The organism is Deinococcus alpinitundrae (genome assembly GCF_009982895.1).
In the GTDB taxonomy this organism is placed as follows: Bacteria; Deinococcota; Deinococci; order Deinococcales; family Deinococcaceae; genus Deinococcus; species Deinococcus alpinitundrae.
Genome location: NZ_WXZL01000004.1, coordinates 249,076 through 272,792, shown reverse-complemented (window position 1 = coordinate 272,792; position 23,717 = coordinate 249,076). Strand labels below are relative to the sequence as shown.

The window sequence follows — 23,717 nt, the reverse complement described above, 5'->3', positions numbered from 1 at the left end:
GGTGGGCGTGAAGTGGCGGTTCACCACCGACGATGCCCGCCGAAAGCTGCCCTGCCTCTACCCGAAAATTCCATCAAATCCTTCTTGACGGACTACTAGAGGGAATCCGGTTTGTTTCGTCTCCGAATTGGAAAGGAACCGGGTTGTCTCCTTCACGTCCGCAGGACTGTCCTGCTCTTCCTCGCGGACGCCCTTGAGGACGCCTGCCCGCTTGATCGGCGTTTGGATCAGTGCAGGTCGCTGACACTCTCCAGCAGCCCGGCGAGCTGCTCCTTGGCCCTGAAGACCCGGCTCTTGGCGGTGCCGAGCGCTACCCCCTGAATACGGGCGATGTCGTCGTAGGGCAGGTCCTCGACGAACCGCAGCACCACCGCCTCGCGGTATTCGGGTGCGAGCTGCATCAGGGCGCGCTGTACCCGGTCCTGGCTCTGGGCACTCTCGGCTTGCTGCACCGGGCTGCGCGAGGCGCTGACCACCTCGAAGCCCACCTCGTCCTGGGCTTCTTCCAGCGAGAAGCGCCCGAGTTGCTTGCGGCGGTGCTTTTCGATCTGGGTGTTGCGGGCGATCTGGTAGAGCCACGGCAGCGCCCGCTCACCGGCCCGGAAAGTGTGAATCGAGCGCCAAGCCCGGTAAAACACATCCTGGGTCAGATCGAGGGCGTCCTCGGCGTGGCCTTCCAGACGGTAGAGGTAGGCGTACATCCGGCGCTCGTAGAGCGAGATCAGGGCGTGCCAGGCCGCCTCGTCACCACTCTCCAACTGGTGAAGCAGGGCAGCGTCGATCACGTCTTCGGGCAGGCTCATCACCGGTCAGGATACCGCCTGCTTGCTGCCGGGGCGTCTCACTTTTGAATGACGGCACTGCTTGGCCCTGGCCGCTAGCATGCGCGAATGTCTTCCGGTTCGCCTGCCGCCCTCCCCAATGTGCCGACTTCGGGGGTTTCCGCGCCCGACGCCTCGCTGGCCCACACCCTCTCGCAGGCCATTGTGCCCCTGCTGCCGCCGCTCTCGCTGGGCGCATTGCTGGGCTTCGCGGCGGGCTACGCCGTGCGGGTGGTCGGCAAAATCGCCCTGCTGATCGTCGGTCTGCTGTTCGTGGCGATTCAACTGCTCTCGTATTTCGGGCTGGTGAGCGTCAACTGGCTGCGGCTGGAGACGCTCAGCGGTCCCTGGCTGCAAGACAGCGGCAAGACCGTCTGGACCTGGCTGTCGGGCGTGCTGACCCACGACCTGCCGTTCGGCGGCGCGTTCGTGGTCGGGCTGCTCCTTGGGCTGCGGCGGCGCTGAGCGCCGCGAGAAAAGCCGCTCCCGAACGCCAGGGGAGCGGCTTTCTTGCTGGGGCGTGGGGCTAGAAGTCGTCGTCCTCGTGGGCATCGTCGCCGTGGGCGTGACCGTGCTCCAGTTCGTCGGGGGTGGCGTCGCGCACGCTCTTGACGGTCACGTCGAAGTTCAGCACCTCACCGGCCAGCGGCGGATTGAAGTCCACCGTCACGTCGTCGCCTTCCAGTGAGACCACGGTAAAGGGCGTCACGCTGCCGTCTTCGGCCTGGGCGAAGTAGGTGGCCCCCACCTCGATGTCGTCGTCGAAGTCCTCTCGGGCGATGATCTGAATGGCTTCCTCGTCGCGCTCGCCGTAGCCGTCTTCCGGCTGCACCGTGACTTGCAGCTGGTCGCCCGCTGCGTGGCCGTCGAGGGCCTGCTCCAGCCCGGGGATGATGTTGCCGTGGCCCTGCAGGTAGGTCAGCGGCTCGCCGCTCTCGCTCTGGTCCACGACCTCGCCGTTGACGGTCAGGGTGTATTCGATTTCGACGACTTTGTTTTCGCTGATGTTCATGTTCTCTCCTCTCAAGACGGCGCGGCTGCGCGCGGCGTCCGGTCACGGCTGATGATTCGGGCACCAGAATACTCCAGCAGCGGCGACTTTGGCAGCACGATGGTGGCCGGGACGCGGCTGCCGGGGCGGGCCGTCCTTTCGTCAAACCCCACGTGTTAGCATACGCAGGCCAGGTGGGGTAGGCCGCTTGACTGGTTAGAGCTGGCCCCCCCCGCCATGAGGAGACGAGACGAGCATGACCGACGCCCACCCTGCCCCCCCTACCGAGCCGCCGTCCGCCCTGGGGATTCAGGACATTCTGAACACGTTGCCGCACCGCTTTCCCTTCGTGCTGGTCGACCGGGTGCTGTCGCGCGGCGACGGCGCGGCCCACGCCCTCAAGAATGTCAGCATCGGCGAGCCGTTTTTCGCCGGGCATTTTCCCGGTGAGCCAGTGATGCCCGGCGTGCTGATTATTGAGGCGCTGGCGCAGACCAGCATGTTCTGTCTGCCGCTGGCAGCGGGCACCGTCGCCTACCTGGCCGGGGTGGACGCCGCGCGGTTCAAGCGCAAGGTGGTGCCGGGCGACCAATTGCACCTGCACGCCCGGCTGGAGTATGCCCGCCGGGGGCTGGGCAAGACCATCTGCCGCGCCGAGGTGGACGGGCAGGTGGTGGCCGAGGCCGAGATTTTGTTCGCCGTGCCGCCCGCCGCCCGCGCTGCGGCCACGCCGCCCTCCTCCCAGCCACTCACTTCCCAGCCGAGGGATACCGAGTAGCGCCGATGCGTCTGACCCGCTACGTCACCCGTGAACTGCTTCCCCCGCTGCTGGCCGGTATCGTGATGTTTACTGCCGTGCTGAGTTTCGGGTATTTCTTTATCAGCTCGCAGTTCGTCGTCGGCGCGCCCATCGGCCTGATCGTGCGCTGGATCGGTTACCAGGTGCCCGATACCCTGGTCAAGATCTTCCCGATGGCCGTCGTCTTGATGGTGGTGGTGGCCTTCGGGCGCATGGCCACCGAGCGCGAACTGGTGGCGGTGCAGTCCGGCGGCGTCTCGCTGGGGCGCCTGGCCCGCCCAGCAGCCGTCATCGCGCTGCTGGTCACGGCGCTGTCGCTGTGGCTGTCGCTGTGGGCCGCGCCCGTCGCCAATGTCGCCACCCGCAGCCTGTATTGGGACGCCCTGACCGGCGCGGGCCTGAGCACCCTCAGCGGCAAGACGCTCGATCTGGGCAACCGGCTGCTGCTCAGTCCCGGCAGCTACGACACCAAAACCCAGCAGATGAACGGGGTGCGCATCGAGCAGTGGTCGCCTAGCAACGCCCAGCAGGGCACCATCATCTTCGCCCAGAGCGGCACCTTTACCGGCAACCAGATCAAGCTGAAAAATTACCAGATCTACACCGTCAATTACGCCGGGGTGCAGGCGTTGGGCGCGGTGCCCGACAGCAATCCGGCGGCCTTCCGCGCGGCGGTGCAGGCGGTGTTTCCGGCGGTGCAGTCTTCGAGTGACCCTGCCGCCGTGCTGACACTCGATACCGGGCTGTCGCGCGCCGAGACGCTGGCCAAGTACGCCGACGCCATCGGCGCGGACGCCCAGGGCTGGCCGCAACTCATCACCTCGCTGACGGCCCCCAACGTGCCGCAGGCCGAGCGCGACGCGGCACGGCTGACCCTTAACCGCAAGCTCTCGCTGCCGTTCGGCAATCTGGTGCTGGCGCTCATGGCGCTGCCGTTCGCCCTGCGTTTCGGGCGCAGCCTGGGCGTGGCGCTGGGCAGCGCCTTACTGATTTCGCTGGTCTACTACCTGCTGTTCTTCGTGGGCCTCACCGTCGCGGGTCAGAGCGTGGCGCTCAGTGAGGTCGGCGTGTGGCTGGCCAATCTGGTGTTCTTCGTGGTGGGGCTGTGGCTGCTGAGGCGGGCCTAAGCGCTGTGCGAACCCTGATTCTCTCGGCGTCGTTCGGTAGCGGACACCACCAAGCCAACGAGGCGGTGGGCGCGGCACTACATGATCTGCAACCCGCCACCGAGGCCCGTCAGACCGACTTTCTGCGCCACCTGCGCACGTACGAGCGCAGCATCGTGCTGGGCACTTACCTGGCCTGGCTGCGCCACAGTCCCGAAACCTACCGCTGGTACTACCGCTTCACCGACCGCGAAACCGAGCCGAAAACCATCCGCGACACCTACAAATGGATGGGTCGCCGGGGCCTGAGGCGCGAACTGCTGAGTTACCAGCCGCAGGTGGTGGTCAGCTCGTATCCCACCCCGGCGGCGGTGGCGGGCCACCTGCGCGAGCGCGAGCACCTCGATTTCCTGAACGTACTGGTCGTCACGGATTACCGGGTGCATCAGCACTGGGTGCGTCCCGAGGTCGATCTGGTGCTGGTGCCCACCCCGGAGACCGGACGGCAGATGGTGGAGCGCGGCATTCCCGAGTCGCGGGTCGTCGTCACCGGCATCCCGATTCATCCGCGCTACCGTGAGCTGATCGGCGCGGACAAGGCGGCGCTGCGCCGGGCACGCGGCCTGCTGCCGGACGTGCCGCTGCTGCTGATGTCGGGCGGCGGGCAGGGCACTTACCGCAGTCTGGAAAAAGTGCTGCATGAACTTGGCGGGCTGGGCCGCCCTGTGCAGGTGCTGGTCCTGGGCGGCGGTCAAGCGGGGGTGGTCCGCGTGCAGCAGCTGGGCGGGGCCACCATTCACCGGCTGGGCTTTACCAACGACTTTCCCGAACTGCTGGCCGCCTCCGATCTGGTGGTGGGCAAGGCGGGCGGCCTGACGGTGGCCGAGGCGACCACCCTGGGCGTGCCGATGGTCATCTACGACCCGATTCCCGGTCAGGAGGAATACAATGCCGACTATCTGGTGCGCGGCCACGCGGCCATCTGGACCCGGCAACTGGCCGAGGTGCGCCCGGCGGTGCTGCGCGCGCTGGAACCGGCAGAACATGCCCGCCTGAGTGCTGGAGCCGCCCACCTGGGCGTGCCGGACGCGGCCAGTTTGGCGGCGCGGGCCATCCTGAGCGCCTTCGAGCGGCGGCAAGCTTGAGGCGGGCACCCCGCCCCGGCTGGCGCGGGGGACTGGCCTTGGGCGCGCTCGCGCTTACCGCTTCCATTGGGCTGCCGTACCTGCTGGTGCAGACGCTGGGGCTGGGGCTGCGCCGCGAGGGCCGACGACACCATTACGACCTGGCCCTCACCTTCGACGACGGCCCTGACCCGCTGACCACCCCCGCCGTACTGGACGCCCTGGCGGCGGCGGGCGCGCGGGCCACTTTCTTCGTGCTGGTGACGCAGGCCGAGGCCCACCCGGGGCTGATCGCCCGGATGCAGGAGGAAGGCCACCAGATCGAGCTGCATGCCCTCAAGCATGTGCATCCCTGGCTGCGCAGTCCCTGGGGGGCGTTGCTGGATGTGCCGCGCGGCGCGGCGCGGCTCGCCCACGTCACCGGCGTGCGGCCGCGCCTGCACCGCCCGCCTCACGGCGCGTACCGCCTCGCCACGCTGATTGGTCAGCGCTGGGCCGGACTGGAGGGAGCACACTGGAGTGTGGAGGCCCGCGACTGGCACCCAGCGTCCACTCCCCAGTCGGTCACGGCGCGGGTGCTGGCGCTGGCCGCCCCCGGCGCGGTGATCGTGATGCACGATGCTGGACCCGGCGCGGTCAACACCGTGCCTGCCCTGCCGGGGCTACTGGCCGAACTCAGCTTGCGCGGCTACAGCTTTCACACGCTCGGTACCCTGCCGGGCCTCGCACCGCTGGGCCGCGCCGATCTGCCGCGCCGCCTCTCACGCCTGACTGATCAACTGTTCGACCGACTGGGCCACATTGAGCCGGTGGCGGGGCGGGCCGACAATGCCTTCCGGGTAGGCGTGCTGAGCTTGCCCTCGGGACCGATTGTGCTCAAAAGCGGGCAGGTCATGGAGAAGGGCGCGAAGGTGCTTGACCTGCACGTCCGCAGCGACCACATGGTTGATTTCGGCGTCAAGCGCGGCATGCGCCGGGCCATCGCCTGGGATTTGCCGTGGCTGGCCGACGAGATCCTGCGCCGCCCCGACTGGCGGGCGGCCGAGGCCATTTACACGCTCGGCACGCTGGCCTCGCTGGCGGCCATGTTCGGCTTCGAAACCCGTGAGTTGCCGCCTGCCGAGACCCGGCGGCTGACCCGCTGGGGCACGCTGCTGCGCCGCGCCTACGGCACCGCCCGGCACGCGCCCAGCGCCCGCCTGAGCATAATGGGGCTGGACGATTTCCTGGCCCGCTTCGCCGGGAAAGGCAAAGATCAAGCCGAGGGTGGCCCCGCACCCGGACCCGCTGAACTCGGCAAGCCTCAAGCCCAGGAATCGGCGCGGCGATCTCGCTGATCGGCTGGCTGTCTGGAGGGCGCTTTGCTTGAAGTGTTGGCACACATAAGCAGTACGCCAAAAAAGCGCTCCCTATTGAGGAGCGCTCTGTACACGGTTGAAGACCACTACAAACCGGGAATTGGTACCGCGATTGGGCGGATGGGGTGCCCCTGGCTCTCGGCCGTGTTCAGGAGCGTGGTCGCCGCCTTGTTGAGGTCCTGAATGCCCTGCTCGTCGAAGTTTCCGTTCTTGAGGCTGTTGCCCACTGAGGTCAGCGATTTGCTGAAGTTGGGTAGCAGCCCGCCAATGGACTTGAGGAAGGGGTCGTTGGTGTGCTGGGTCATCTTGATGGCCGAATTGACCTGATAAGCCGAGAACAGCAGCGCCAATCCCGCTTTGGCGATGTTGGCCTTCTGCCCCGGCGCACCGACTTTGAACTTGTACTGACGGTAAGGCTTCCAGACCCAGGTGTTGAAGGCGTAATACGCCGCACCCAGGTGGAGGGCGAAGGTGGCCTTTTCGTAGACGCTAGCCTGGGCCTGCTGGAGTGGTCCGGCCACCAGCAGCGTGCTGGCGACGAGCAAGGCCTTGCGTGAGCTGAGTCGAATGGTTGGCATGGTTGCTACCTTCCCACGCTTGCTCCAGTCCAGGATGAAACAGGTCTTGAGCTTACGTTTTAGCCGCTCGGCCGGATTTGGGGGCGGGGGTTTCCTCAGTGTCATCATCTCCGCCCTTGCCGCGCTTGTACGGTCCCTTTTCCTTCCACTTGAGACGCACCGGCACGCCCGCCATGCCCAGGTCCTCGCGGATGCGATTCATCAGGTAGCCCTCGTAGGCCCGGGTCACGAACTCGGCGCGGTTGCAAAACATCGCGAAGGTCGGCGGCGCGGTTTCGACCTGGGTCATGAAGTACATCCGCAGCGGCTTGCCGTGGAAGTTCGGCACGCGCTGCTTCATGGTCCAGATGCCCAGCCAGCGGTTGAGTTCGCTGGTCGGCACGCGGCTTTGCCACTTTTCATACAGCTTCATGGCCTCGGCGAGCATGTCGTGAATCCCGTAGTCATTGGTGGCCGAGGTGTAGACGCGCGGCGCGTAGGCGATGTGGTGCAGCTTTTCATTCAGCTCGCGCTCGGTGTGCTTGAGGTCCTCGTCGGGAATCAGATCCCACTTGTTGACCACCACGATCACCGGTTTGCCGCTGTCATACGACAGGTTGGCGAGCTTGAGTTCGTGGTCGCCGATGGCGTCGGCGTTGACCACCAGCCAGATCACGTCGCTGCGTTCGATGGCAGTTTTGGAGCGCTCGATGGCGTACTCTTCGATGCTGGTGTCGGGCCGCTTACGAATGCCCGCCGTGTCGACCAGCACGAAGCGCTGCCCGGCGTAGTCCCACTCCACGTCCACCGAGTCGCGGGTGGTGCCGGGCTGGTCGGCCACGATCACGCGCTCCGAACCGGTCAGGGCGTTGAGCAGGCTCGACTTGCCCACGTTGGGCCGCCCGATAAACGAAATGCGAATCGGCGCGATGTCCGGCACGTCCTCGGTGTCCTCGGGCATGTGTTCCATCACCCGGTCGAGCAGGTCGTCCAGGCCGCGCGCGTGCTCGGCGCTCAGCGCCACCGGGTCGCCGAAGCCCAGGCCCCACAGTTCGGCCAGGTAGGTCTCGTGCTTGGGCGAGTCGATCTTGTTGGCGGCGATAATCACCGGCTTGCCGAGTTTGCGCAGCCAGTCGGCCACTTCGTAGTCGGCGGTGGTCAGACCTTCTCGCGGGTCGGTCACGAAGATGACGCTCTGCGCGCCTTCCATGGCCCACTCGGCCTTCTCGCGGATGGCCTGCTCCCACTCGTCTCCGCTCCACAACCCGCCGGTGTCGATCAGGATGATGCGGTGGTTCTGGTACATCATCAGCCCTTCCTTGGCGTCGCGGGTGACCCCAGGAAAATCGGCGACGACGGCCTCACGGCGGCCCACCAGGCGGTTGAACAGACTGGACTTGCCCACGTTGGGGCGGCCCACAATAGCGACTTTATGCATAGCTGACTCTCCTTTGCGGTGTCGCGTTTCCGGCGGAGTCGTGCCGGAAATGCGCCGATATGATGCGCTTGGTGCCCTCAGTTGCTGAGTGTGCGCGTTTTCGGGCGTTCGTTGCTTTCACCTTGAGGCAAAAGGGAACGCGGAGCAAAATAGGATAGCGGTTCTAGACGCAACGGTTTGTGAGGTGACGCGGAGCACGGGGTCGCCGTGCGCGGAACGCGGGAAAAGCCCAGACTTGATGATCATGGACGACCTGCTGACGCTGCTCGATTACCAGCCTGGGCCACGGCCTATATTCTGGAAGCGCTGGCTGCGCTGAGCGCCGGGGAGTACGAGCGCGACCTCGGCAGCAGCCACGGCGGCGTGTTGGGCACCCTCGCGCACCTCTACAGCACCGACCTGATCTGGACGGCGCGGCTGAAAGGGGAGAGGCCGCCCGCACTCCTCGCCCCCTCGGCGTTGCCCACCCGGCCTGAGTTGTGGCCCCTCTGGTCGGTTCAGCTGAACGAGCGCCGCGCATTTGCGGCGGCCCTGCGGCCCGGTCAACAGCTGCACTACACCAATTTGCAGGGCGAGGCGATGGTCAGCCGGGTGGACGAGGCGCTGCGTCACATGATCAACCACGCTTCCTACCACCGGGGGCAGGTCGTGACGCTGTTGCGCCAGCTCGGGCACGCTGCGCCGAACACCGATCTGATCAGGTTTTACCGGGAACGGAGCACATTGGAGCGCTGAATGGGGCCAACCGTGCCCCGCCTTCCCAACGTCTGCGGCCCCGTCTGTTAAACTAGCGCGTTTGGGGTCAGCCCGCCCTCACCAGCCCAAGGATCGGCAGTGGGCGTGGCGGCAGCGGTGGCCCGCCACAAGGAGTTGCACTTGACGGCCACATTGTTTTCCCCTCCCGCAGAAGAAGTGTTTCCCGCGCCGATCAAGTCGGTGGAAGTCGGCAGTCCTGCCGAGCGGGCGGGCGTGCGCCCCGGCGACCAACTGCTGCGCGTCAACGGGCAGGCCGTGACCGATGTGCTGGCCTACCGCCACCTGCTCTCGCAGGGCAAGGCCACGCTGGAAATCACCCGCCCGGTGGTGTTGCCGTTCTTCGCCACGCCGCAAGACCACCACAAGGTGAAGGCCGACACCCAGGCCCAGACCTTCCTGTTCGATGTGGAGTGGGAAGACCCCGGCCTGGAATTCGAGGAAGTGCTGTTCGACGGCATCAAGAAGTGCGCCAACAAATGCGACTTCTGCTACGTCCACCAGATGCCGCGCGGATTTCGCAAGAGCCTCTACATCATGGACGACGATTACCGCCTGTCGTTTCTGTACGGCTCGTTCGTTACGCTGACCAACCTCACCGAGGGCGACATCAACCGGATTCTCGACGAGAACCTCTCGCCGCTGTACGTTTCGGTGCATTCGTCCAATCAGGAACTGCGTCAGGACATGATGAAATGGTGGAAACTGAAGGTCAAGGACCAGCAGGCCACACAGATTCAGGGCATGATCGAGCGTCTGAGCAGCATCGACCTCTATACCCAGATCGTGCTGGTGCCGGGCCGCAACGACGGCGACCACTTCGACGAGACACTCGACTACCTGACCTCGCGCCCCAACGTGATCTCGGCGGCGGTGGTGCCGATCGGTCTGACCGACCACCGCACCAACCTGCCGGATGTGCGGACCTTCAATAAAGAGGAGGCCCGCGACATCCTCAAGCGGGCCAACGTCTGGCGCAAGAAGATGCTGGCCGAGCGCGGCACCCGTTTCATCTTCCCCAGCGACGAGCTGTACCTGCTGGCGGGTGAGGCCCTGCCCAGCGAGGACGAGTACGAGGGCTTTCCGATGCTGGAAAACGGCGTCGGCATGATCCGCGATTTTCTCAATGAGGGGCTGCCTGCCCTGCCCAAAAGCCTGCCCACCCCGCGCAAGGTGATTCTGGGAACGGGTGTGCTGTTTGCCGAATCGCTCGATCTGGCGGTGGAGCCGCTGCGGGCCATCGAAGGGCTGGACATCGAGGTGCGCGCCATCGAGAACGTGACTTTCGGCAAGGTGACGACGGTGGCGGGATTGCTGACCGGGCGTTGCTTCCGTTCGGCCATTCAGAGCGGCGAGGCCGATCTGCTGATCGTGCCGCCCACCACGCTGCGCTACGGCACCGAACTGATGATCGACAACACCAGCCTGACCGAGCTGAGCGGGGTGCTGAAGATGGCGGTCAAACCCGGCGGCAGCACCCTGGGCGAGCTGGCCCGCGTGATTCTGGACGACGCCCAGAGCAGCGGGCCGCAGTTCGGCATGAGCGCCCACGCCGCCAAGGAGAATGCGCGCTCCAACGAACCGTTCCAGAGCTGAGCGAACACTGTGAGGTCGAAAATTTCACGTCAGATCTAGACAAGCGCAGCTGGCCTGGATTGAGTAGATTTGCCGGGAGTGTAAAAATCGCACCATGCTGAGCGGATTTCAGAGGTTCTTGTTGCGCGGCAACGTTGTCGATCTGGCGGTGGGCGTGGTGATGGGCGCGGCGTTCGGCGGCGTCGTGACGGCCTTCACCAAATCGTTTCTCGATCCGCTGATCCGGTTGGTGGGTGGCGGCAAGGTGGCCGGAACTTGGGAGCTGAGGCCACCCTCGGTGGTGGACGGCCTGAACATTCCGCCGCTGGTGATCGATTACGGTTCGTTCCTGACTGCCGTGATCGGCTTTCTGCTGACGGCTGCCGTCATCTACTTCGTGGTGGTGTTGCCGATGAATACCCTCGCCGACCGCTTCAGACGTCAGGAAAAAACCCCCGTGGCCGAGGTCAGCAACGAGGAGAAGCTGCTGGCCGAGATTCGCGACGCACTCAGGCAGCGGCCCCTTTAAACCGGGTGCTTAGCCGGGCGGCTATCATGCGGTCATGACCAGCAACCCGTCTGCCCGCAGCCAGCAGTACGCCGCCGCTTTCCAGATGCACCGCGCCGCTTTGCAGGAGCTCTACGCCGCCGTGCCGGACGACCGGGGCGATTTCAAAGCCTGGGAAGGCGGGATGAGCTTCGTCGAGCTGGCCGATCATCTGTCGGCGTCGGTGGGCCGCCTGCCCGCCATGCTGCGCGGTGAGAAGCCCGCGCCCGCCGCTGCGGGAAGCGCCGATCTGGCGGCCGCCCGGCAGCGGCTGGGTGAGAGCGCCGAGCAGACGGCGCAGCTGCTCGCTGGGATGAGCGACGAGGACTTCGACCGGCGCATTCCGGCCTTCGGTGGCCGCGAGATGCCCATCGGCGCGCTGATGGACTTCATCGTCAATCACGAGGCGCACCACAAGGGTCAGGCCTGGCTGATGGCCCGGATGCTAGAGATTCAGCCGCCGTTCTTCGTCAAGCTGGGTTAGATCAGCTGACCTGGCGCAGCAGCCAGTACACTGTAAATCCCCCCACGATCCCCCAGGCCAGCGACCGGGTGCGCCACAGCAGTAGGGTGGCCACCGCGCAGGCCAGCAGCTGCCGGGGCCAGTCGGCGCTGTTCACCACGTCCGGCACGATCAGGGCGGCGAACACGCTGATCGGCACGAAGCGCAGAAAAGCCAGCCAGAACGCAGAAAGTCTCAGGTGGCCCAGGCTCAGGCCCGACAGCCGGGCGGCGTAAGTCACCGCCCACATGCCCAGCAAGGTGAGCAGAACCGGGAGCGCGGTGCTCACGCCCGCTCCGAGCGGGTGCTGAGCCAAGCTCCGGCCAGCGCGCCGAGGATGCCGGTGGCCAGCACCACCACGCCGCCGGGCAGCACTCTCGACAGCCCCCAGGCCAGCAGGCCCGAGAGGGCGGCCACGATCAGTGGCACGCGCCCGACGAGCTGCGGAATCAGCAGTCCCAGAAACGCCAGCGGAAACACGATGCCCACCCCCAGCTTCTCAGGGTCGGGCACCAGCGCGCCGATCAAGCTGCCGAGCAGGGTAAAGACGTTCCAGACGGTGTAGAGGCTCAGCTCCGCGCCGAGCAGATACGCCAGGTTCAGCCCCGGCGCGCTGATGCTGATGCCGTAGGCCTCGTCGGTCAGAAACTGGGCGGCGAGCAGGCGCTGGCCCACCGTCAGCGGCACTTTCTGCGCCAGGCTTAGGCCGTAGAGCAGATGGCGCACGTTCAGCACGGCGGTGGTGGCGATGATGCTGATTGGCGCGGCCCCCTGCCCGAACAGGCCAGCGGCGGCGAACTGCGACGCGCCCGCGAACACGCTCAGGCTCATCCACTGCGTCTCAAAGAGGCTTAGGCCGCTGGCCTTGGCCGTGACCGCGTAGGCGACGGCAAAGGGGGCCACGCCCAGCCACAGCGGCACGATGGCCCGGAAGCCGGAGGAAAAAGAGGGGCTGGAGGCGGCGGTGGTCACCTGCTCAGGGTAACGAACGGAGAGCGGAGGTGTCTTGTATGTTTTTGCCGGGGCGCTGCTGATGGACCCGTTGTTGAATATGGCCAGGCGACACGCCCACGACGCGCTTGAACACCCGCGAGAAGTGCGCTTGGTCGGCAAACCCGGTGTGGAGCGCAATGTCGGCCAGGCGTTCACCGTCAAGCAGCAGCGTGCGCGCCCGCGCCACACGCAACCCCGAACGGTAGGCGTGCGGCGCGAGGCCCACCTCGGCCCGGAAGCTGCGCGAGAGCACGCTCGGTGTCAGGCCCACAGCGGCGGCCAGCCCGCTGAGACTCAGCGCCCCCGCCGGGTCGGCGTCCAGCATGGCCCGCGCCTCGGCGACGGCCCGGCGCTCACGGCGCTCGGCCCGGTGTGTAGGTGCCCTGCCGTGACGGAGCACCAGCGCTTCGAGTGTCCCGCGCCACAGGGTTTCGGCCCTCAGCGGGTCGGTGTCGTCGTGCAGCGCGCCCAGTGCCGCGCTCAGGCGGTGTGCTAGCGCCACGTCGTCCAGCACGCTGCCGCCGAACTCCGGCAGACCGCGCCCGCCCAGCGCTTCATGCGCTTCCTCGAGCCAGTGGGCCGCCGGATACGCCATGCGGTAGACCCAGCCCGACGGGTGCGCGGCGTGCCCGGTGTGGGTTTCGCCCGGGGCAACGACCACCACGCTGCCGCCCGGCGCGGTCACGCTCTGGCCCCGGTAGCGGAATTGCTCGGCTCCGTCCAGAATCACGCCCAGCGCGAATCCCTGATGCGCGTGCGGCATGAACGAATGCGTCACGTAGCGGGCGTCGAGCAGCTCGATGCCGAAAGGCCGCGCCAGATGATACTCGGCCCATTCCCCCACTCAGCCCACCCGCCGCTGCGGGGGAGGGCCGGAAACGCCGCGCGAAGTGTTCGTGTTACTGAGATCCGTCGTGGGTGAGGCGCGGCTTCCAGCAGCCCAAAAACTGCCGCAACATGACGATCTTGCCCAGGTGATAGGCGTTGTGGACGGCGAGCTGTTCGAGCGCGTTTCGCCAGGTGAAGCCTGGATTGTCCGCGCCTTCCTCGCTCTGGAGCCAGGCTTCATCCTGGGCGAGTTCGACAGCGCGTTCCGAAAGCGCCAGAAACGACTCCACCAATTCCTGCCAGGCCGCCTCGTTTTCGGGAGCGGGGCCGGGGGGAAAGCTGACGTTCTCCTCCCAGTGCTGGAGGGCGAGCTCGTCGCGCTCCAGCACGATCTTTTGCCAGTCGACGGTGTGCCACAGCTCCTCGTAGATGCTGTGCGTGGCTGCGCCGGGACGGCTGCCGACTTGCTCAAGCGTCAGCCCTGCCAGGATAAAAGCACGCGGTGCGAACTCGCCGTCGAGAAAGAGAAAACGCCAGACATCGGCCATGCTGCCTCCTTGAACTGTGGGTTAAAGAACCGTACATCTGGATCTCTTGCGAACGCCAGCTCTCTGGACCTGCTCGTGTCGTTTGCCCTGGGTGCCGCGCACCGCTGACCGAACACTTCACTCAGATCACCCGCCGCTCAGGCAGCGCCTCGCCGCGTGAGAAGCGCCGCTCCAGCCAGCGCACCACCCGCGTGAGCGCAAAGGTCAGCACAAAATACATCACGGCCAGCACGGCGTAGACCTCGAATTGGCGGTAGGTGGCGTTGGTGATGTAGCGCCCCTGCGAGAACAGCTCTTGCAGCGTGACGGCGCTCGCCAGACTGCTGCCCAGAATCAGCGAGATGAACTCGTTGCCCAGCGCGGGCAAGGCCACCCGCCAGGCCTGCGGCAGCACCACATGCCGCACCGCCTGGGCGCGGCTCAGGCCCAGGCTGCGGCCCGCCTCAATCTGACCCACCGGCACGCTGCTCAGGCCGCCGCGCACGATTTCCGAGGTGTAGGCCGCCGAGTACAGGCCCAGCGCTGTCACCGCCGCCGGGAAGCTCGGCAATGTCAGGCCCAGGGTAGGCAGACCGTAATACACCACGCTCAGCAGCACGATCAGCGGAATGCCGCGCACCACGTCCACGTAAGCGTTGCCCAGCGCCCCCAGCAGCGGCAGCCGAAAAAACCGCAGCAGACCCAGCAGTGTGCCCAGCACCACGCTGACCAGCAGCGCCGAGAGGCTGACCGCCAGGGTCAGTTCCAGGCCCTGAAGCAGCAAACTCGGGTAGTCGCCCGAGAAAATCGTTCTGAAGCCTTCGAGGAGATCGGCCATCGCCCAGCAGTCTACCGACTGGGCAGCGCCGTGTGCCCGGCGGTCCAGACGACAACGGGGCAGGCCAGCGCCACGGGGTAAACTGCCCCAAGTTAAACTGGAGCACCCATGACCACACAACAAGTTCAATTTCTTTCGACCCAGACGGCCCAGGCGCAGCGTGTCAGCATCGGCGTGGACGTGGGCGGCACCAAGATTGCCGTGGGCGTGCTGCGCGGCGAAGAACTCTTAGACCGCCACGTGCAGCCCACCCCTGAAACCGGCTGGCCTGCCGTTCTCGACGCCGTTGCCGCGCAGATTCGCTTGTTGCAAAACGCCCACCCGGACGCCGTACTGGTGGGCATCGGCGTGCCGGGGCCGCTGACGGCGGACCGCACGGGCGTCAAGTTCGCGCCGAACATCTACGGCTTTACCGACGTGCCGCTGGTCGAGGGCCTGAGCGAGCGCCTGAACCAGACGGTGGTGCTGGAAAACGACGCCAAGGCCGCCGCGTTGGCCGAGGCCGTACTGGGCGCGGCGCGGGGAACGTCGAGCAGCGTCTATATCACCGTGTCGACGGGTATCGGCAGCGGTATTGTCCTGGGTGGCCAGATCTGGCGCGGCTTCAACGGCGTGGCGGGCGAATTCGGCCACGTCACGGTGTTGCCGGGCGGCCCGGTGAGCGGTGCAGGCCTCGACGGTGCGCTCGAAGCGGTCGCCAGCGGCACGGCGATTGCCCGTGACGCCAGCTACGCCCTCAACCGTGAGGTAAGCACCGCCGAGGCCTTCGCCCTGGCCCAAACCGGCAACCCGCAGGCCCGGCGCGTCGTCGAGCAGGCCATGAAGCACATCGGTGTGGCGATTGCCGACATCCAGAAACTGCTCGACCCGGAAGTCTTCGTGATCGGCGGCGGCGTGGCGGCGGTGGGCGACTACTTCTTCGAGAACGTCAACAGAGCGGCCCAGGAATACGGCGCGGCCTTTGCTCCGGTGGTGATCCGCCGCGCCCAGCTCGCCGGAGACGCGGGCGTGATCGGCGCAGCCCTCTCGGCGTTCGGCGGCTGAGGGCCTTCGGACGCCGGCAAGACCAGGGCCGCTAAGCTGAGGTATGACCGCTTCCGTACCCGCCAAACCGCGTTACCCCGAACTGGAAAGTCTGCGTGGTCTGGCGGCTTGCGTGGTGGTCGTTCACCACTGCCTGCTGACCTCACCGCTGATTTATCCCTACAATCCGGCGACGGCGGTGGAGTGGGTCCGGGGGCTGACGTTCACACCGCTGCATCTTGTCTGGGCCGGATATGAAGCGGTGGTACTCTTTTTCGTGCTGTCAGGCTTTGTGCTGACCCTGGGCGTCTGGGAAGGCAGGTCGCTGAAGATGGAGGCCTTCATCGTGCGGCGCATCTGGCGCATCTGGGTGCCGTTCGTGCCGGTGGTGGCGCTGGCATATCTGGCGGGTGCGCTGCTGGGCAATTCGCCGCTGCCGCAAGTCAGTACTTGGTTCAATTCCATCTGGGTAGAGGCGGGGCCGAGGGCCTTTCTGGAGCACCTACTGATGCTCGGTCAGATGGATCAGTTCGGCAGCGCCTTCATCCCGGTGGTCTGGACGCTGAAATACGAGCTATGGCTGAGCCTTCTGCTGCCGCTGGTGGTGCTGATCGCCCGGCAGAAGCTGTGGATGGCTGTGTTGATGAGCGGCGCGAGCAGTCTGCTGGCTTTTCACCTCACGGGCGACACCCTGCCGCGCATCGTCGAATTTTTGCCGATGTTCGTGACCGGGGCGCTGCTGGCCCGCTTTCACACCCATCTGAGAAGCTGGGCGGCGCAACATTCCAGTGCATTCAACGGCCTGTTGCTGGCCCTAGCCGGGGTGCTGGCGATCTTCTCCTGGCTGGTTTATCCGGCGAACACCGAGGTTCAGCGCTCGGCCACCGATTTGTCCATTATTGCCGGCGCAGCCCTGCTGGTGGTGCTGGCCCTGGGCTGGCCCACCCTGCGCCAGATGCTGCTGCTCGCGCCGCTGCGCTGGCTGGGGCAGGTCTCGTTCAGCGTCTACCTGCTGCATACTCTGGTACTGACGGTGATGGTGCGGCTCGCATGGTTCCCAGTGTGGGTTGTCATGATGCTCACCCTGCCTCTGACCCTACTGCTCGCCGGGCTATACCACCGCTGGGTGGAGCGCCCCGCCATGCAGATGGGCCGCCGACTGACAAGCAGCCCAAGTGCCCTACCTTCTCAGCCAGCCGAAGCGGGCGTTTCCCTGACCCAGCCGCGCTAACCTGACGGCCATGACTTCTTCCACCGCCTCCCAATCCGCCCGCAAGCGCGTCCTGGTCGCCAATGACGACGGGATTTTCTCGCCCGGTATCAAGGCACTGGCGCTGGCGATTGCCCGTGTCGCCGACGTGTTGGTCGTCGCTCCCGATGTGGAGCAGAGCGGCGTCGGGCACGGCATCACCTTTCGCCGCCCGTTGAGGTTCAAGCACACGGCGGCGGCGGGCTTCGGCGAGATTCCGGCCTACCGGGTCGACGGCACGCCTGCCGACTGCGTGGTGCTGGGCATCAATCTGCTGGGCCGCCCCGATATGGTGGTCAGCGGCATCAACCTGGGGGCCAACATGGGCGACGACCTGACCCACTCCGGCACTGTGGCAGCGGCCATCGAGGGCGTCTCGCTGGGCGTGCCCTCGATTTCGCTGAGCCAGATCAGCAACGGGGGCGAGTACTCTTTCGGCCCTGGAGCCGAGTACGCCGCCAAACTGGTCGAGCAGGTGCTTGAACGCGGGCTGCCGCCGCGCACCTTCCTGAACGTCAATATTCCGCCGATCATCAAGGGTGCGCGCGTGACCCGGCTCTCCGATCACCGCTATGAGGACACCCTGGTGACCCGGCTGGACCCCGAGGGCCGCGAGTACCACTGGGTGTCGGGCAAGCCGCGCGCCGAATACGCCGACGACACCGACTTCGGCGCGGTGGAGGACGGCTATGTCAGCGTCACGCCGATTCGCCTGGAACTGACCGCCCGCGATCTGATGGACGAGGTGGCGGGGTATTTGCCGGAAGCTTGAGCATTCTTTTGGTAGGTGGACGGTTGTGGCGACGCGGTGCGGACGGGTTTCAGAATGCTGAGGGTTCCCGAAGGCTGCTCTCGGGCCGCCGCGCCTGAACCGCAAGCTGGACAACATCTGTCCTCAGCCGCCGCGCTATGCTGGGCAGCAGCATGAATCCCTATCCCTCTTCCAACCAGCACAACAAGCACGGGCACGGCGCGGTGGGCCGCACGCTGCTGTGGCTGGCGATCATTCTCAGCGTGGCGCTGCTGGCCTTCGTCACGCTGCTGGCCGTTCGCAGCAATCCGCTCTACAGCAACGCCGAGGCCAACGGCATCAGCAAGTACAAGTTCATCGAGTTCTGCAAAGATGAGCTGAACAATAAGCTCAACGACTTTGCCAAGCAGCCCGGCGGTGCGGCCATTGGCGCGTCTTACAACGCCCGTGACATCGTGAGCAGCGTCACTGAGGGGATTTTGCAGGCTCCGGCGGCCAACGCCACCACCCCGCCGCCCCGCACGCCCGGCTGGGAGATGGTCAGCCAGGTCAAACTCAGCCGCGAGGGCTATCCGGCGCAGACGGTACCGTTCGGCTGCCGCTATGGCAAGGGCAAGCCGGTGGAACTCCAGTTCCCCTTGCAGCAGCAGCAGTAGACCGGCCCGGCCCACCCGGGCGCGGTAAACTCGGAACCATGACCACGCTCCTTCCCACCGGCTTTCAGGCGGCGGCCCTGGCGGCCGGAATCAAACCCAGCGGCAAGACCGACCTTACAGCCGTCGTCTCGGCCTCGCCGTGCGCGTGGGCCTTTGCGGGGACCCGCAGCGCCGCTGCCGCCGCCAGTGTGGGCCGTGCCCGGCAGCTCTACGACGCGGGGTTGCCGCTGCGGGCCGTGCTGGTCAACGCGGGCAACGCCAACGCCGCCACCGGGGCGGGCGGCGCGGCAGACGACGCCGAACTGGGGCAGCTGCTCGCCGCTGCCCTGAGTGTGAGTCCTGAGAGCGTGCTGACTGCCTCCACCGGCATCATCGGCCACCGCCTGCCGATGGAAAAGGTCCGGGCCGGAGTGCCGCGCCTGGCAGACAGTGTGCAAAACGACGTGGACCTTCACGCCCAGGCCATCATGACCACCGACACCCGCCCCAAAATCGCCGAGCGCACCCTCCGCGGGGGGCAACGGCTGGTGGGCGTGGCCAAAGGCAGCGGCATGATTCACCCGGACATGGCGACCATGTTCTCGTTTGTCTACAGCGACGCGGCCATCGACCAGTCGGCGTTGCGGGCGGCGTTCCCGGCCATCGTGGCCCGCACCTTCAACGCCGTGACGGTGGACGGTGACACCTCCACCAACGACATGGCGGCGGTGCTGTGCAACTCGGCGAGCGGGGCCGCCGACACCGCCGAGTTTTTGCAAGCCCTCGAAGAGGTCATGCGCGACCTGGCTCGCGAAATTGCCCGCGACGGCGAGGGGGCGACTACCCTGCTGACCGTCAAGGTGACGGGTGCAGGCAGCGAGCCCGATGCGCTCCTGGCGGCCCGCACCTGCGCCGCGAGTCCGCTGCTCAAGAGTGCGGTGCATGGCCGCGATCCCAACTGGGGCCGGGTCATCATGGCGCTGGGCCGCAGCGGGGCCAGGCTCAACCTCGACAACCTGCGGGTGGGTGTGCAGGGCGTGCCGGTGTTTCATGCCCAGCCGCTCAAGTACGACGCTGTGGCGGTTTCCAGGGCCATGAACACCGACGAGGTCGTGTTCGAGATTGATCTGGCGGTGGGTTCCGCGAAGGGCGAAGCCTGGGGTTGTGATCTCAGCGCCGAGTATGTGCGGATCAACGCCGAGTACACGACCTGAGCGCAGGGTTCGGTGCCTTGACAGCTCGGAGGGCCGCTGATAAGCTACCTACCGCTTGTGCGGGCCTGTGTTTTGGCCGCCTGAGCCGGTGCGCGGGTGTAGCTCAGTTGGTTAGAGCGCACGCCTGATAAGCGTGAGGTCCCCAGTTCAAGTCTGGGCATCCGCACCAGCCAAGTCCGTTTTCCGTCTGGAAGCGGGCTTTTTCTTTGAATTTTTTCCTGCCTGGAGCCTGTGGAGCGGCCTCTTCGGACACGCCGAAGACGATGGGCCGCCGCGCTGCCCGCAGGGCTATGCTGGCCGGGTGACTTCACCTGACCCCGCACCGGGAACGCCCTCTGGCCAGGCTCCCCGGGCCGCGCCGCTGCTGACGGCGGCGGGCCTGGCTGTCGGCCCCGCCGTCGCGCTGGGCTTCGGGCGCTTTGCCTACGCGCTGCTGCTGCCGCCCATGCGCTCATCACTGCACTGGAGCTACACCCAGGCCGGGGCCATGAACACCGCCAACGGGCTGGGTTACCTGCTGGGCGCGCTGCTGGCCCCGGCAGTCATGCGCCGCAGCGGGGCGCGCGCCGCCTTCCTGTTCTCACTGCTCGGCACCGCCCTGACGCTGGGCTTCACCGCCCTCAGCGGCGATCTGCGCTGGTTGATCGTCATGCGCTTTCTGACGGGTCTGGGCGGGGCCGTGACCTTCACCTCGGGGGGGCTGCTGGTGGCCCAGGTGGCGTCCGACGCTCCCGCGCGCCAGGCCGGAGCGGTGCTGGGGCTGTTTTATGCCGGAGCGGGCCTGGGCGTCTTCCTGACCGGGCTTGGCCTGCCGCCGCTGCTGACCCTGGGCCACTGGTCATCCGGCTGGCTGGCCCTGGGGGCGTGTCGCTGCTGGGGCTGGGTGTGGCCTGGGCCGCCGCCCGGGACACCTCGGCGCAGGTGCAGGGCAGCGCTTCCATTCACTTCTCGCAGGTCCGTCCCCTGCTGAGGTCGCTGCTGGCGTATGCCGCCGCCGGACTCGGCTACGTCGCCTACACCACCTTCTCGGTCAGCTACCTGCGCGGTCAGGGGGCCGGAGCGGGCCTGATCACGCTGTTCTGGACCCTGCTGGGTCTGGCCGGCGTGGTGGCCCCGCTGGTGTGGAGCCGCCTGCTCTCCCGGCGCTGGGGCGGGCGCAGCATGGGCCTGCTGATGGCGCTGATGGGCATCGGGGCGGCGCTGCCTGCCCTGAGCACCACGCCCTGGGTCGCGGCCCTGTCGGCGACGCTATTCGGACTGGCCAATCTCTCGGTGGTGGCCTCGACGACCACCCTGGTGCGCCAGAGCCTGCCCCCGGCGGTGTGGGGCGCGGGCGTGGCCACCTATACTGTGACCTTCGCGCTGTTTCAGAGCCTGGGACCGCTGCTGACCGGCGCGTTGGCCGACCAGGGCGCGGGCGGTCTGCGGCTGGGGCTGGGCCTCTCGGCGGCGCTGCTGCTGGGCGCGGGCGTGGCTTTCAGTCAGCGGCCCGTGGAAGCGCGGGCCTGAGCGGCTGAAGCGGCCAGGTCGGGCGGTTTCCGGCAACCCGGTTGTGGGCAGAGGATTGAGCACAGGCTGTCCTCCTCTCCGGTGAGGTGACTTCAAGCCCGCTCATATTCACCCACTTTCACCGTTTCTTCCGCGCCCAGCCAGCGGACGCTCAGGCGGGCCGGATTCAGATTCTGAACCCCGATCACCCGCGTCTCGCCGGGCAGCAGGTCAAGCATATTGTCGTCCCAGAGGGTGTCCGGAGCCGACTCCAGCCAGACCCCCTTGGCAGGGCGGGTCACGCTCAGGCTCAGCGCGTTCGGGCCAGCCGTTTCTACCTTCAGGCCAGGGTCGGGGAAGGTCAGGTACTTGAACGGCTCGGGCCAGCGCACCTCGCGGCTGATCAGCTGGCTGCCCCGGCACAGGGTGGCGGCGAAGAGGGTGGAGGCCGCGCCGTGTTCGGCGGCAAACTGCCCCAACTCGGTCACTTCGTTGGCCGCCAACTTCACTTCGCGGGTATCGGCGCTCAGCGTCTGACCGTCCAGCGTCAGGGCGCGGAGGTCCAGGGTCAGGTGCTCGACCGTACCCGTCCCGTTGACCGCCCACACCTGCGCCCCACCCTCCGTCAGCGCCAGCCCGATGCTGATCGGCGTCAGCGCCCGCTTGATGGCGTAGTAGGCGGGTTTGGCCTGGCCCGACGAATCGATGACGGCCCAGCTCGTGACCGGCCAGCAGTCGTTGAGCTGCCACACCAGTGCGCCGGACACCGCCCGCTTGCCCGCCCGGCCCCAGCGCCGCCGCCAGCCCCGGTAGGCGCTGAGCATCGCCTCGGCCTGCACCAGGTGCGAGGCGTAGACGTAGCCCGGCAGATCGGCGGGGAGAGGCACGGTGTCGCCGAGGTAGACGTTCAGGCGGCGCGGCCCGTCGCCGGCCTTGTTGTGGTGCTCCAGCGTGCGGCTGGCCGGGAAGCGCTCCTGCGGCGCGGCGACGCTTTCGAGCAAGGCCAGCGACGGCAGCGACTGCATCCCGAACTCGCTGATAAATCGGCCCTCGTATTTCGGATAGTCCTGGTAGGGGGCCATTGCGCTGTGCCACACGTCCCAGGTGTGGCGGTCGCCCACCGTCTGCGCAGTGGAATCGGGGCCGCCGTAAGCGCTGCCGGGCCAGTATGGGGTGGCTGGATCCAGCCGGGCGCAGACTTCCGGCAGCAGCACCTCGTAGGTCGACAGGGCGTCGAACCTGCGCTCGTCACCGCCCGGCCCGTAGGCCCCCACCGAACTGGCGATCTGGTAATCCTCGTTGTTGCCGCACCAGAGGGCCAGGCAAGCGTGGTGGCGCAGGCGCTTGACGGCGACCTCGGCCTCCTCCTTCACGCTGGCCTGGAATTCGGCGTGGGCCGGATACATGCCGCAGGCGAACATGAAGTCCTGCCAGATCAGCAGCCCCAGCTCGTCGCAAGCGTCGTAGAAGGTGTCGTCCTCGTAGATGCCGCCGCCCCACACCCGGATCATGACCATGTGCGCGTCCCTGGCCTGCGTCAATCGGGTGCGGTAGCGCTCCGGGGTGATGCGCGGCAGAAAGTTGTCGTCGGGAATCCAGTTGGCCCCGCCGCAGAAGATGGGCGTGCCGTTGACCTCGAAGAAAAAGGAGGTGCCCTCCTCGCCTGCGACCGGTTCCTGCACCAGCTTGAGGGTCCGCACGCCGACCCGAAGCGCCGAGCTGCCCGCGCCGTCCAAACTGGCCCGGACGGTGTAGAGCGGCTGCTCACCGTGTCCGGCGGGCCACCATATGGCGGGACTGTCCACGCGGAAGGTGTGGGCGATGGTTTCGGCGGCGGGCAAGGTCTGCGAGGCCACCGCCGCTCCGTCCGGTCCCAGCAATTCCAGCATCACGTTGCCTTCGAGCTTGCCTTTCACTCCCACGCTGACCGGAAATTCGGCGCGTTTCAATTCTTCCGACACCGATACGGCGCAGGCCAGGTCGTCGAGCCGGGCGGCGTAGATTTCCAGCCGCACGCTGCGCCACAGTCCCGCCGTCATCAGCACCGGTCCCCAGTCCCAGCCGTAGTGGTACTGCGCCTTGCGGACATACAGGCGGCTGGAATCGCCGTTCCAGAGCCAGCGTTTGCCGAGTTCGGCTTCGATTTCCTGCCCCCGCCGCAGGGCCGAGGCGAAGCAGACCCGCAGTTCGTTGGCCCCCTCGCGAAGCTGGCCCGCCGCCGCCACCCGGCTCGGCACGAACATGTTCTCGCTCTCCAGAAGCAGCACGCCGTTGAGCCACACCTGCGCGAAGGTGTCCAGCCCACCAAAGTACAGGTCGGCCTGCTCACCGGATTTCAGCGCGGGCGCGTCGAAGTCCAGCCGGTAGAGCCAGTCGGTTTCGCCCACCCACTGCACGTCCAACTCGTTGAGGCCGAAGTTGGGATCGGGAATGCGGCCCGCCGAGAGCAGGTCCTGATGCACCGTGCCGGGCACGCTGGCGGCGGCCCAACCGGTGTCGGCGGCAAAATCGTCACCCAGAGAGCTGTGGGAGTCTCGGGCCTTGAACTGCCAGCCGGTGTGCAGGGAAAGCGTATGGGTCATGGCGACTCCTGAAATGGG

General features: G+C 66.8%; 27 protein-coding genes and 1 tRNA gene. 17 read left to right on the top strand and 11 right to left on the bottom strand.

The window, feature by feature from the left end; all coding sequences use genetic code 11:
- Positions 1 to 227: 227 nt before the first annotated feature.
- Complete coding sequence (locus tag GUI70_RS05800) at positions 228 to 803, bottom strand: RNA polymerase sigma factor (protein WP_161881339.1); 576 nt, start codon at positions 801 to 803, stop codon at positions 228 to 230.
- Between the two features lie 87 nt (positions 804 to 890).
- On the opposite strand from GUI70_RS05800, the gene GUI70_RS05795 reads away from it, so the two are divergent.
- Entirely contained in the window at positions 891 to 1,286 is a 396-nt protein-coding gene (locus GUI70_RS05795) for an FUN14 domain-containing protein (RefSeq protein WP_161881338.1), read from the top strand.
- 61 nt (positions 1,287 to 1,347) lie between these two features.
- Here GUI70_RS05795 and GUI70_RS05790 read toward each other — a convergent pair whose 3' ends face one another.
- Together GUI70_RS05790 and GUI70_RS05785 are read right to left on the bottom strand one after the other, a co-directional pair.
- The gene (locus GUI70_RS05790; protein WP_161881337.1) at positions 1,348 to 1,833 is read right to left on the bottom strand and encodes an FKBP-type peptidyl-prolyl cis-trans isomerase; all 486 of its coding nucleotides are present in this window, start codon (positions 1,831 to 1,833) and stop codon (positions 1,348 to 1,350) included.
- 11 nt (positions 1,834 to 1,844) lie between these two features.
- Positions 1,845 to 1,985, bottom strand: coding sequence for a hypothetical protein (locus tag GUI70_RS05785; protein WP_161881336.1), 141 nt, complete (start codon positions 1,983 to 1,985; stop codon positions 1,845 to 1,847).
- Between the two features lie 83 nt (positions 1,986 to 2,068).
- On the opposite strand from GUI70_RS05785, the gene fabZ reads away from it, so the two are divergent.
- Genes fabZ through GUI70_RS05765 form a run of 4 tightly spaced genes read left to right on the top strand, consistent with a single transcriptional unit; the run spans position 2,069 to position 6,178 of the window.
- On the top strand, positions 2,069 to 2,590 hold the full coding sequence (gene fabZ / locus GUI70_RS05780; protein ID WP_161881335.1) for a 3-hydroxyacyl-ACP dehydratase FabZ: 522 nt from the start codon (positions 2,069 to 2,071) through the stop codon (positions 2,588 to 2,590).
- Between the two features lie 5 nt (positions 2,591 to 2,595).
- Positions 2,596 to 3,738 (top strand): LptF/LptG family permease, encoded by a 1,143-nt coding sequence (locus GUI70_RS05775; protein ID WP_161881334.1) that lies wholly within the window; start codon positions 2,596 to 2,598, stop codon positions 3,736 to 3,738.
- The gene (locus tag GUI70_RS05770; protein ID WP_237724721.1) at positions 3,717 to 4,862 is read left to right on the top strand and encodes an MGDG synthase family glycosyltransferase; all 1,146 of its coding nucleotides are present in this window, start codon (positions 3,717 to 3,719) and stop codon (positions 4,860 to 4,862) included. Before GUI70_RS05775 ends, GUI70_RS05770 begins: the two co-directional genes overlap by 22 nt.
- The gene (locus GUI70_RS05765) at positions 4,859 to 6,178 is read left to right on the top strand and encodes a polysaccharide deacetylase family protein (protein WP_237724720.1); all 1,320 of its coding nucleotides are present in this window, start codon (positions 4,859 to 4,861) and stop codon (positions 6,176 to 6,178) included. Before GUI70_RS05770 ends, GUI70_RS05765 begins: the two co-directional genes overlap by 4 nt.
- Before the next feature lie 107 nt (positions 6,179 to 6,285).
- Here GUI70_RS05765 and GUI70_RS05760 read toward each other — a convergent pair whose 3' ends face one another.
- Positions 6,286 to 6,777, bottom strand: coding sequence for a hypothetical protein (locus GUI70_RS05760; protein WP_161881333.1), 492 nt, complete (start codon positions 6,775 to 6,777; stop codon positions 6,286 to 6,288).
- A gap of 52 nt (positions 6,778 to 6,829) precedes the next feature.
- Complete coding sequence (gene der, locus GUI70_RS05755; RefSeq protein WP_161881332.1) at positions 6,830 to 8,194, bottom strand: ribosome biogenesis GTPase Der; 1,365 nt, start codon at positions 8,192 to 8,194, stop codon at positions 6,830 to 6,832.
- A gap of 207 nt (positions 8,195 to 8,401) precedes the next feature.
- On the opposite strand from der, the gene GUI70_RS05750 reads away from it, so the two are divergent.
- From GUI70_RS05750 to GUI70_RS05735, 4 genes are all read left to right on the top strand, one after another.
- Positions 8,402 to 8,929, top strand: a complete 528-nt coding sequence (locus tag GUI70_RS05750) for a DinB family protein (protein WP_161881331.1) — start codon at positions 8,402 to 8,404, stop codon at positions 8,927 to 8,929.
- Positions 8,930 to 9,070: 141 nt separating this feature from the next.
- The gene (locus GUI70_RS05745; RefSeq protein WP_237724719.1) at positions 9,071 to 10,543 is read left to right on the top strand and encodes a DUF512 domain-containing protein; all 1,473 of its coding nucleotides are present in this window, start codon (positions 9,071 to 9,073) and stop codon (positions 10,541 to 10,543) included.
- A gap of 94 nt (positions 10,544 to 10,637) precedes the next feature.
- A complete protein-coding gene (mscL, locus tag GUI70_RS05740; protein WP_161881330.1) occupies positions 10,638 to 11,051 on the top strand; it encodes a large conductance mechanosensitive channel protein MscL in 414 nt (137 codons plus the stop codon).
- Between the two features lie 34 nt (positions 11,052 to 11,085).
- Positions 11,086 to 11,553, top strand: coding sequence for a DinB family protein (locus GUI70_RS05735; RefSeq protein ID WP_161881329.1), 468 nt, complete (start codon positions 11,086 to 11,088; stop codon positions 11,551 to 11,553).
- 1 nt (position 11,554) lies between these two features.
- On the opposite strand, the gene GUI70_RS05730 is transcribed toward GUI70_RS05735, so the two are convergent.
- From GUI70_RS05730 to GUI70_RS05710, 5 genes are all read right to left on the bottom strand, one after another.
- Positions 11,555 to 11,860: an AzlD domain-containing protein gene (locus GUI70_RS05730; protein ID WP_272952833.1), complete on the bottom strand. Its 306-nt coding sequence runs from the start codon at positions 11,858 to 11,860 to the stop codon at positions 11,555 to 11,557.
- Entirely contained in the window at positions 11,857 to 12,543 is a 687-nt protein-coding gene (locus GUI70_RS05725) for an AzlC family ABC transporter permease (protein WP_237724718.1), read from the bottom strand. The genes GUI70_RS05730 and GUI70_RS05725 overlap by 4 nt, the downstream gene beginning before the upstream one ends.
- A gap of 4 nt (positions 12,544 to 12,547) precedes the next feature.
- Positions 12,548 to 13,408, bottom strand: a complete 861-nt coding sequence (locus GUI70_RS05720; RefSeq protein ID WP_161881328.1) for a helix-turn-helix domain-containing protein — start codon at positions 13,406 to 13,408, stop codon at positions 12,548 to 12,550.
- 55 nt (positions 13,409 to 13,463) lie between these two features.
- On the bottom strand, positions 13,464 to 13,940 hold the full coding sequence (locus GUI70_RS05715; RefSeq protein ID WP_161881327.1) for a DinB family protein: 477 nt from the start codon (positions 13,938 to 13,940) through the stop codon (positions 13,464 to 13,466).
- A 121-nt stretch (positions 13,941 to 14,061) separates the two neighbouring features.
- Positions 14,062 to 14,757 carry an amino acid ABC transporter permease gene (locus tag GUI70_RS05710; RefSeq protein WP_161881326.1) on the bottom strand — a complete coding sequence of 232 codons (696 nt, stop codon included), beginning with the start codon at positions 14,755 to 14,757 and terminating at the stop codon, positions 14,062 to 14,064.
- Between the two features lie 108 nt (positions 14,758 to 14,865).
- Here GUI70_RS05710 and GUI70_RS05705 point away from each other — a divergent pair, with 108 nt between their 5' ends.
- The 8 genes from GUI70_RS05705 to GUI70_RS24940 all read left to right on the top strand — a co-directional run bounded on the left by GUI70_RS05705 (position 14,866) and on the right by GUI70_RS24940 (position 21,138).
- On the top strand, positions 14,866 to 15,801 hold the full coding sequence (locus GUI70_RS05705) for an ROK family protein (RefSeq protein WP_161881325.1): 936 nt from the start codon (positions 14,866 to 14,868) through the stop codon (positions 15,799 to 15,801).
- A 43-nt stretch (positions 15,802 to 15,844) separates the two neighbouring features.
- Positions 15,845 to 17,011, top strand: coding sequence for an acyltransferase family protein (locus GUI70_RS05700; protein ID WP_161881324.1), 1,167 nt, complete (start codon positions 15,845 to 15,847; stop codon positions 17,009 to 17,011).
- 10 nt (positions 17,012 to 17,021) lie between these two features.
- A complete protein-coding gene (gene surE, locus GUI70_RS05695; RefSeq protein WP_161881323.1) occupies positions 17,022 to 17,801 on the top strand; it encodes a 5'/3'-nucleotidase SurE in 780 nt (259 codons plus the stop codon).
- Between the two features lie 152 nt (positions 17,802 to 17,953).
- A complete protein-coding gene (locus GUI70_RS05690; protein ID WP_161881322.1) occupies positions 17,954 to 18,436 on the top strand; it encodes a hypothetical protein in 483 nt (160 codons plus the stop codon).
- 38 nt (positions 18,437 to 18,474) lie between these two features.
- Positions 18,475 to 19,629, top strand: a complete 1,155-nt coding sequence (argJ, locus tag GUI70_RS05685) for a bifunctional glutamate N-acetyltransferase/amino-acid acetyltransferase ArgJ (protein ID WP_161881321.1) — start codon at positions 18,475 to 18,477, stop codon at positions 19,627 to 19,629.
- 92 nt (positions 19,630 to 19,721) lie between these two features.
- Positions 19,722 to 19,798 (top strand) — tRNA-Ile (locus tag GUI70_RS05680).
- Positions 19,799 to 19,930: 132 nt separating this feature from the next.
- Complete coding sequence (locus tag GUI70_RS24945; protein ID WP_161881320.1) at positions 19,931 to 20,599, top strand: YbfB/YjiJ family MFS transporter; 669 nt, start codon at positions 19,931 to 19,933, stop codon at positions 20,597 to 20,599.
- Entirely contained in the window at positions 20,515 to 21,138 is a 624-nt protein-coding gene (locus GUI70_RS24940) for a YbfB/YjiJ family MFS transporter (protein ID WP_161881319.1), read from the top strand. The genes GUI70_RS24945 and GUI70_RS24940 overlap by 85 nt, the downstream gene beginning before the upstream one ends.
- Before the next feature lie 92 nt (positions 21,139 to 21,230).
- Here the strand turns inward: GUI70_RS24940 and GUI70_RS05665 are convergent, their stop codons facing one another.
- A complete protein-coding gene (locus GUI70_RS05665) occupies positions 21,231 to 23,699 on the bottom strand; it encodes a beta-mannosidase (RefSeq protein WP_161881318.1) in 2,469 nt (822 codons plus the stop codon).
- Between the last annotated feature and the right edge of the window lie 18 nt (positions 23,700 to 23,717).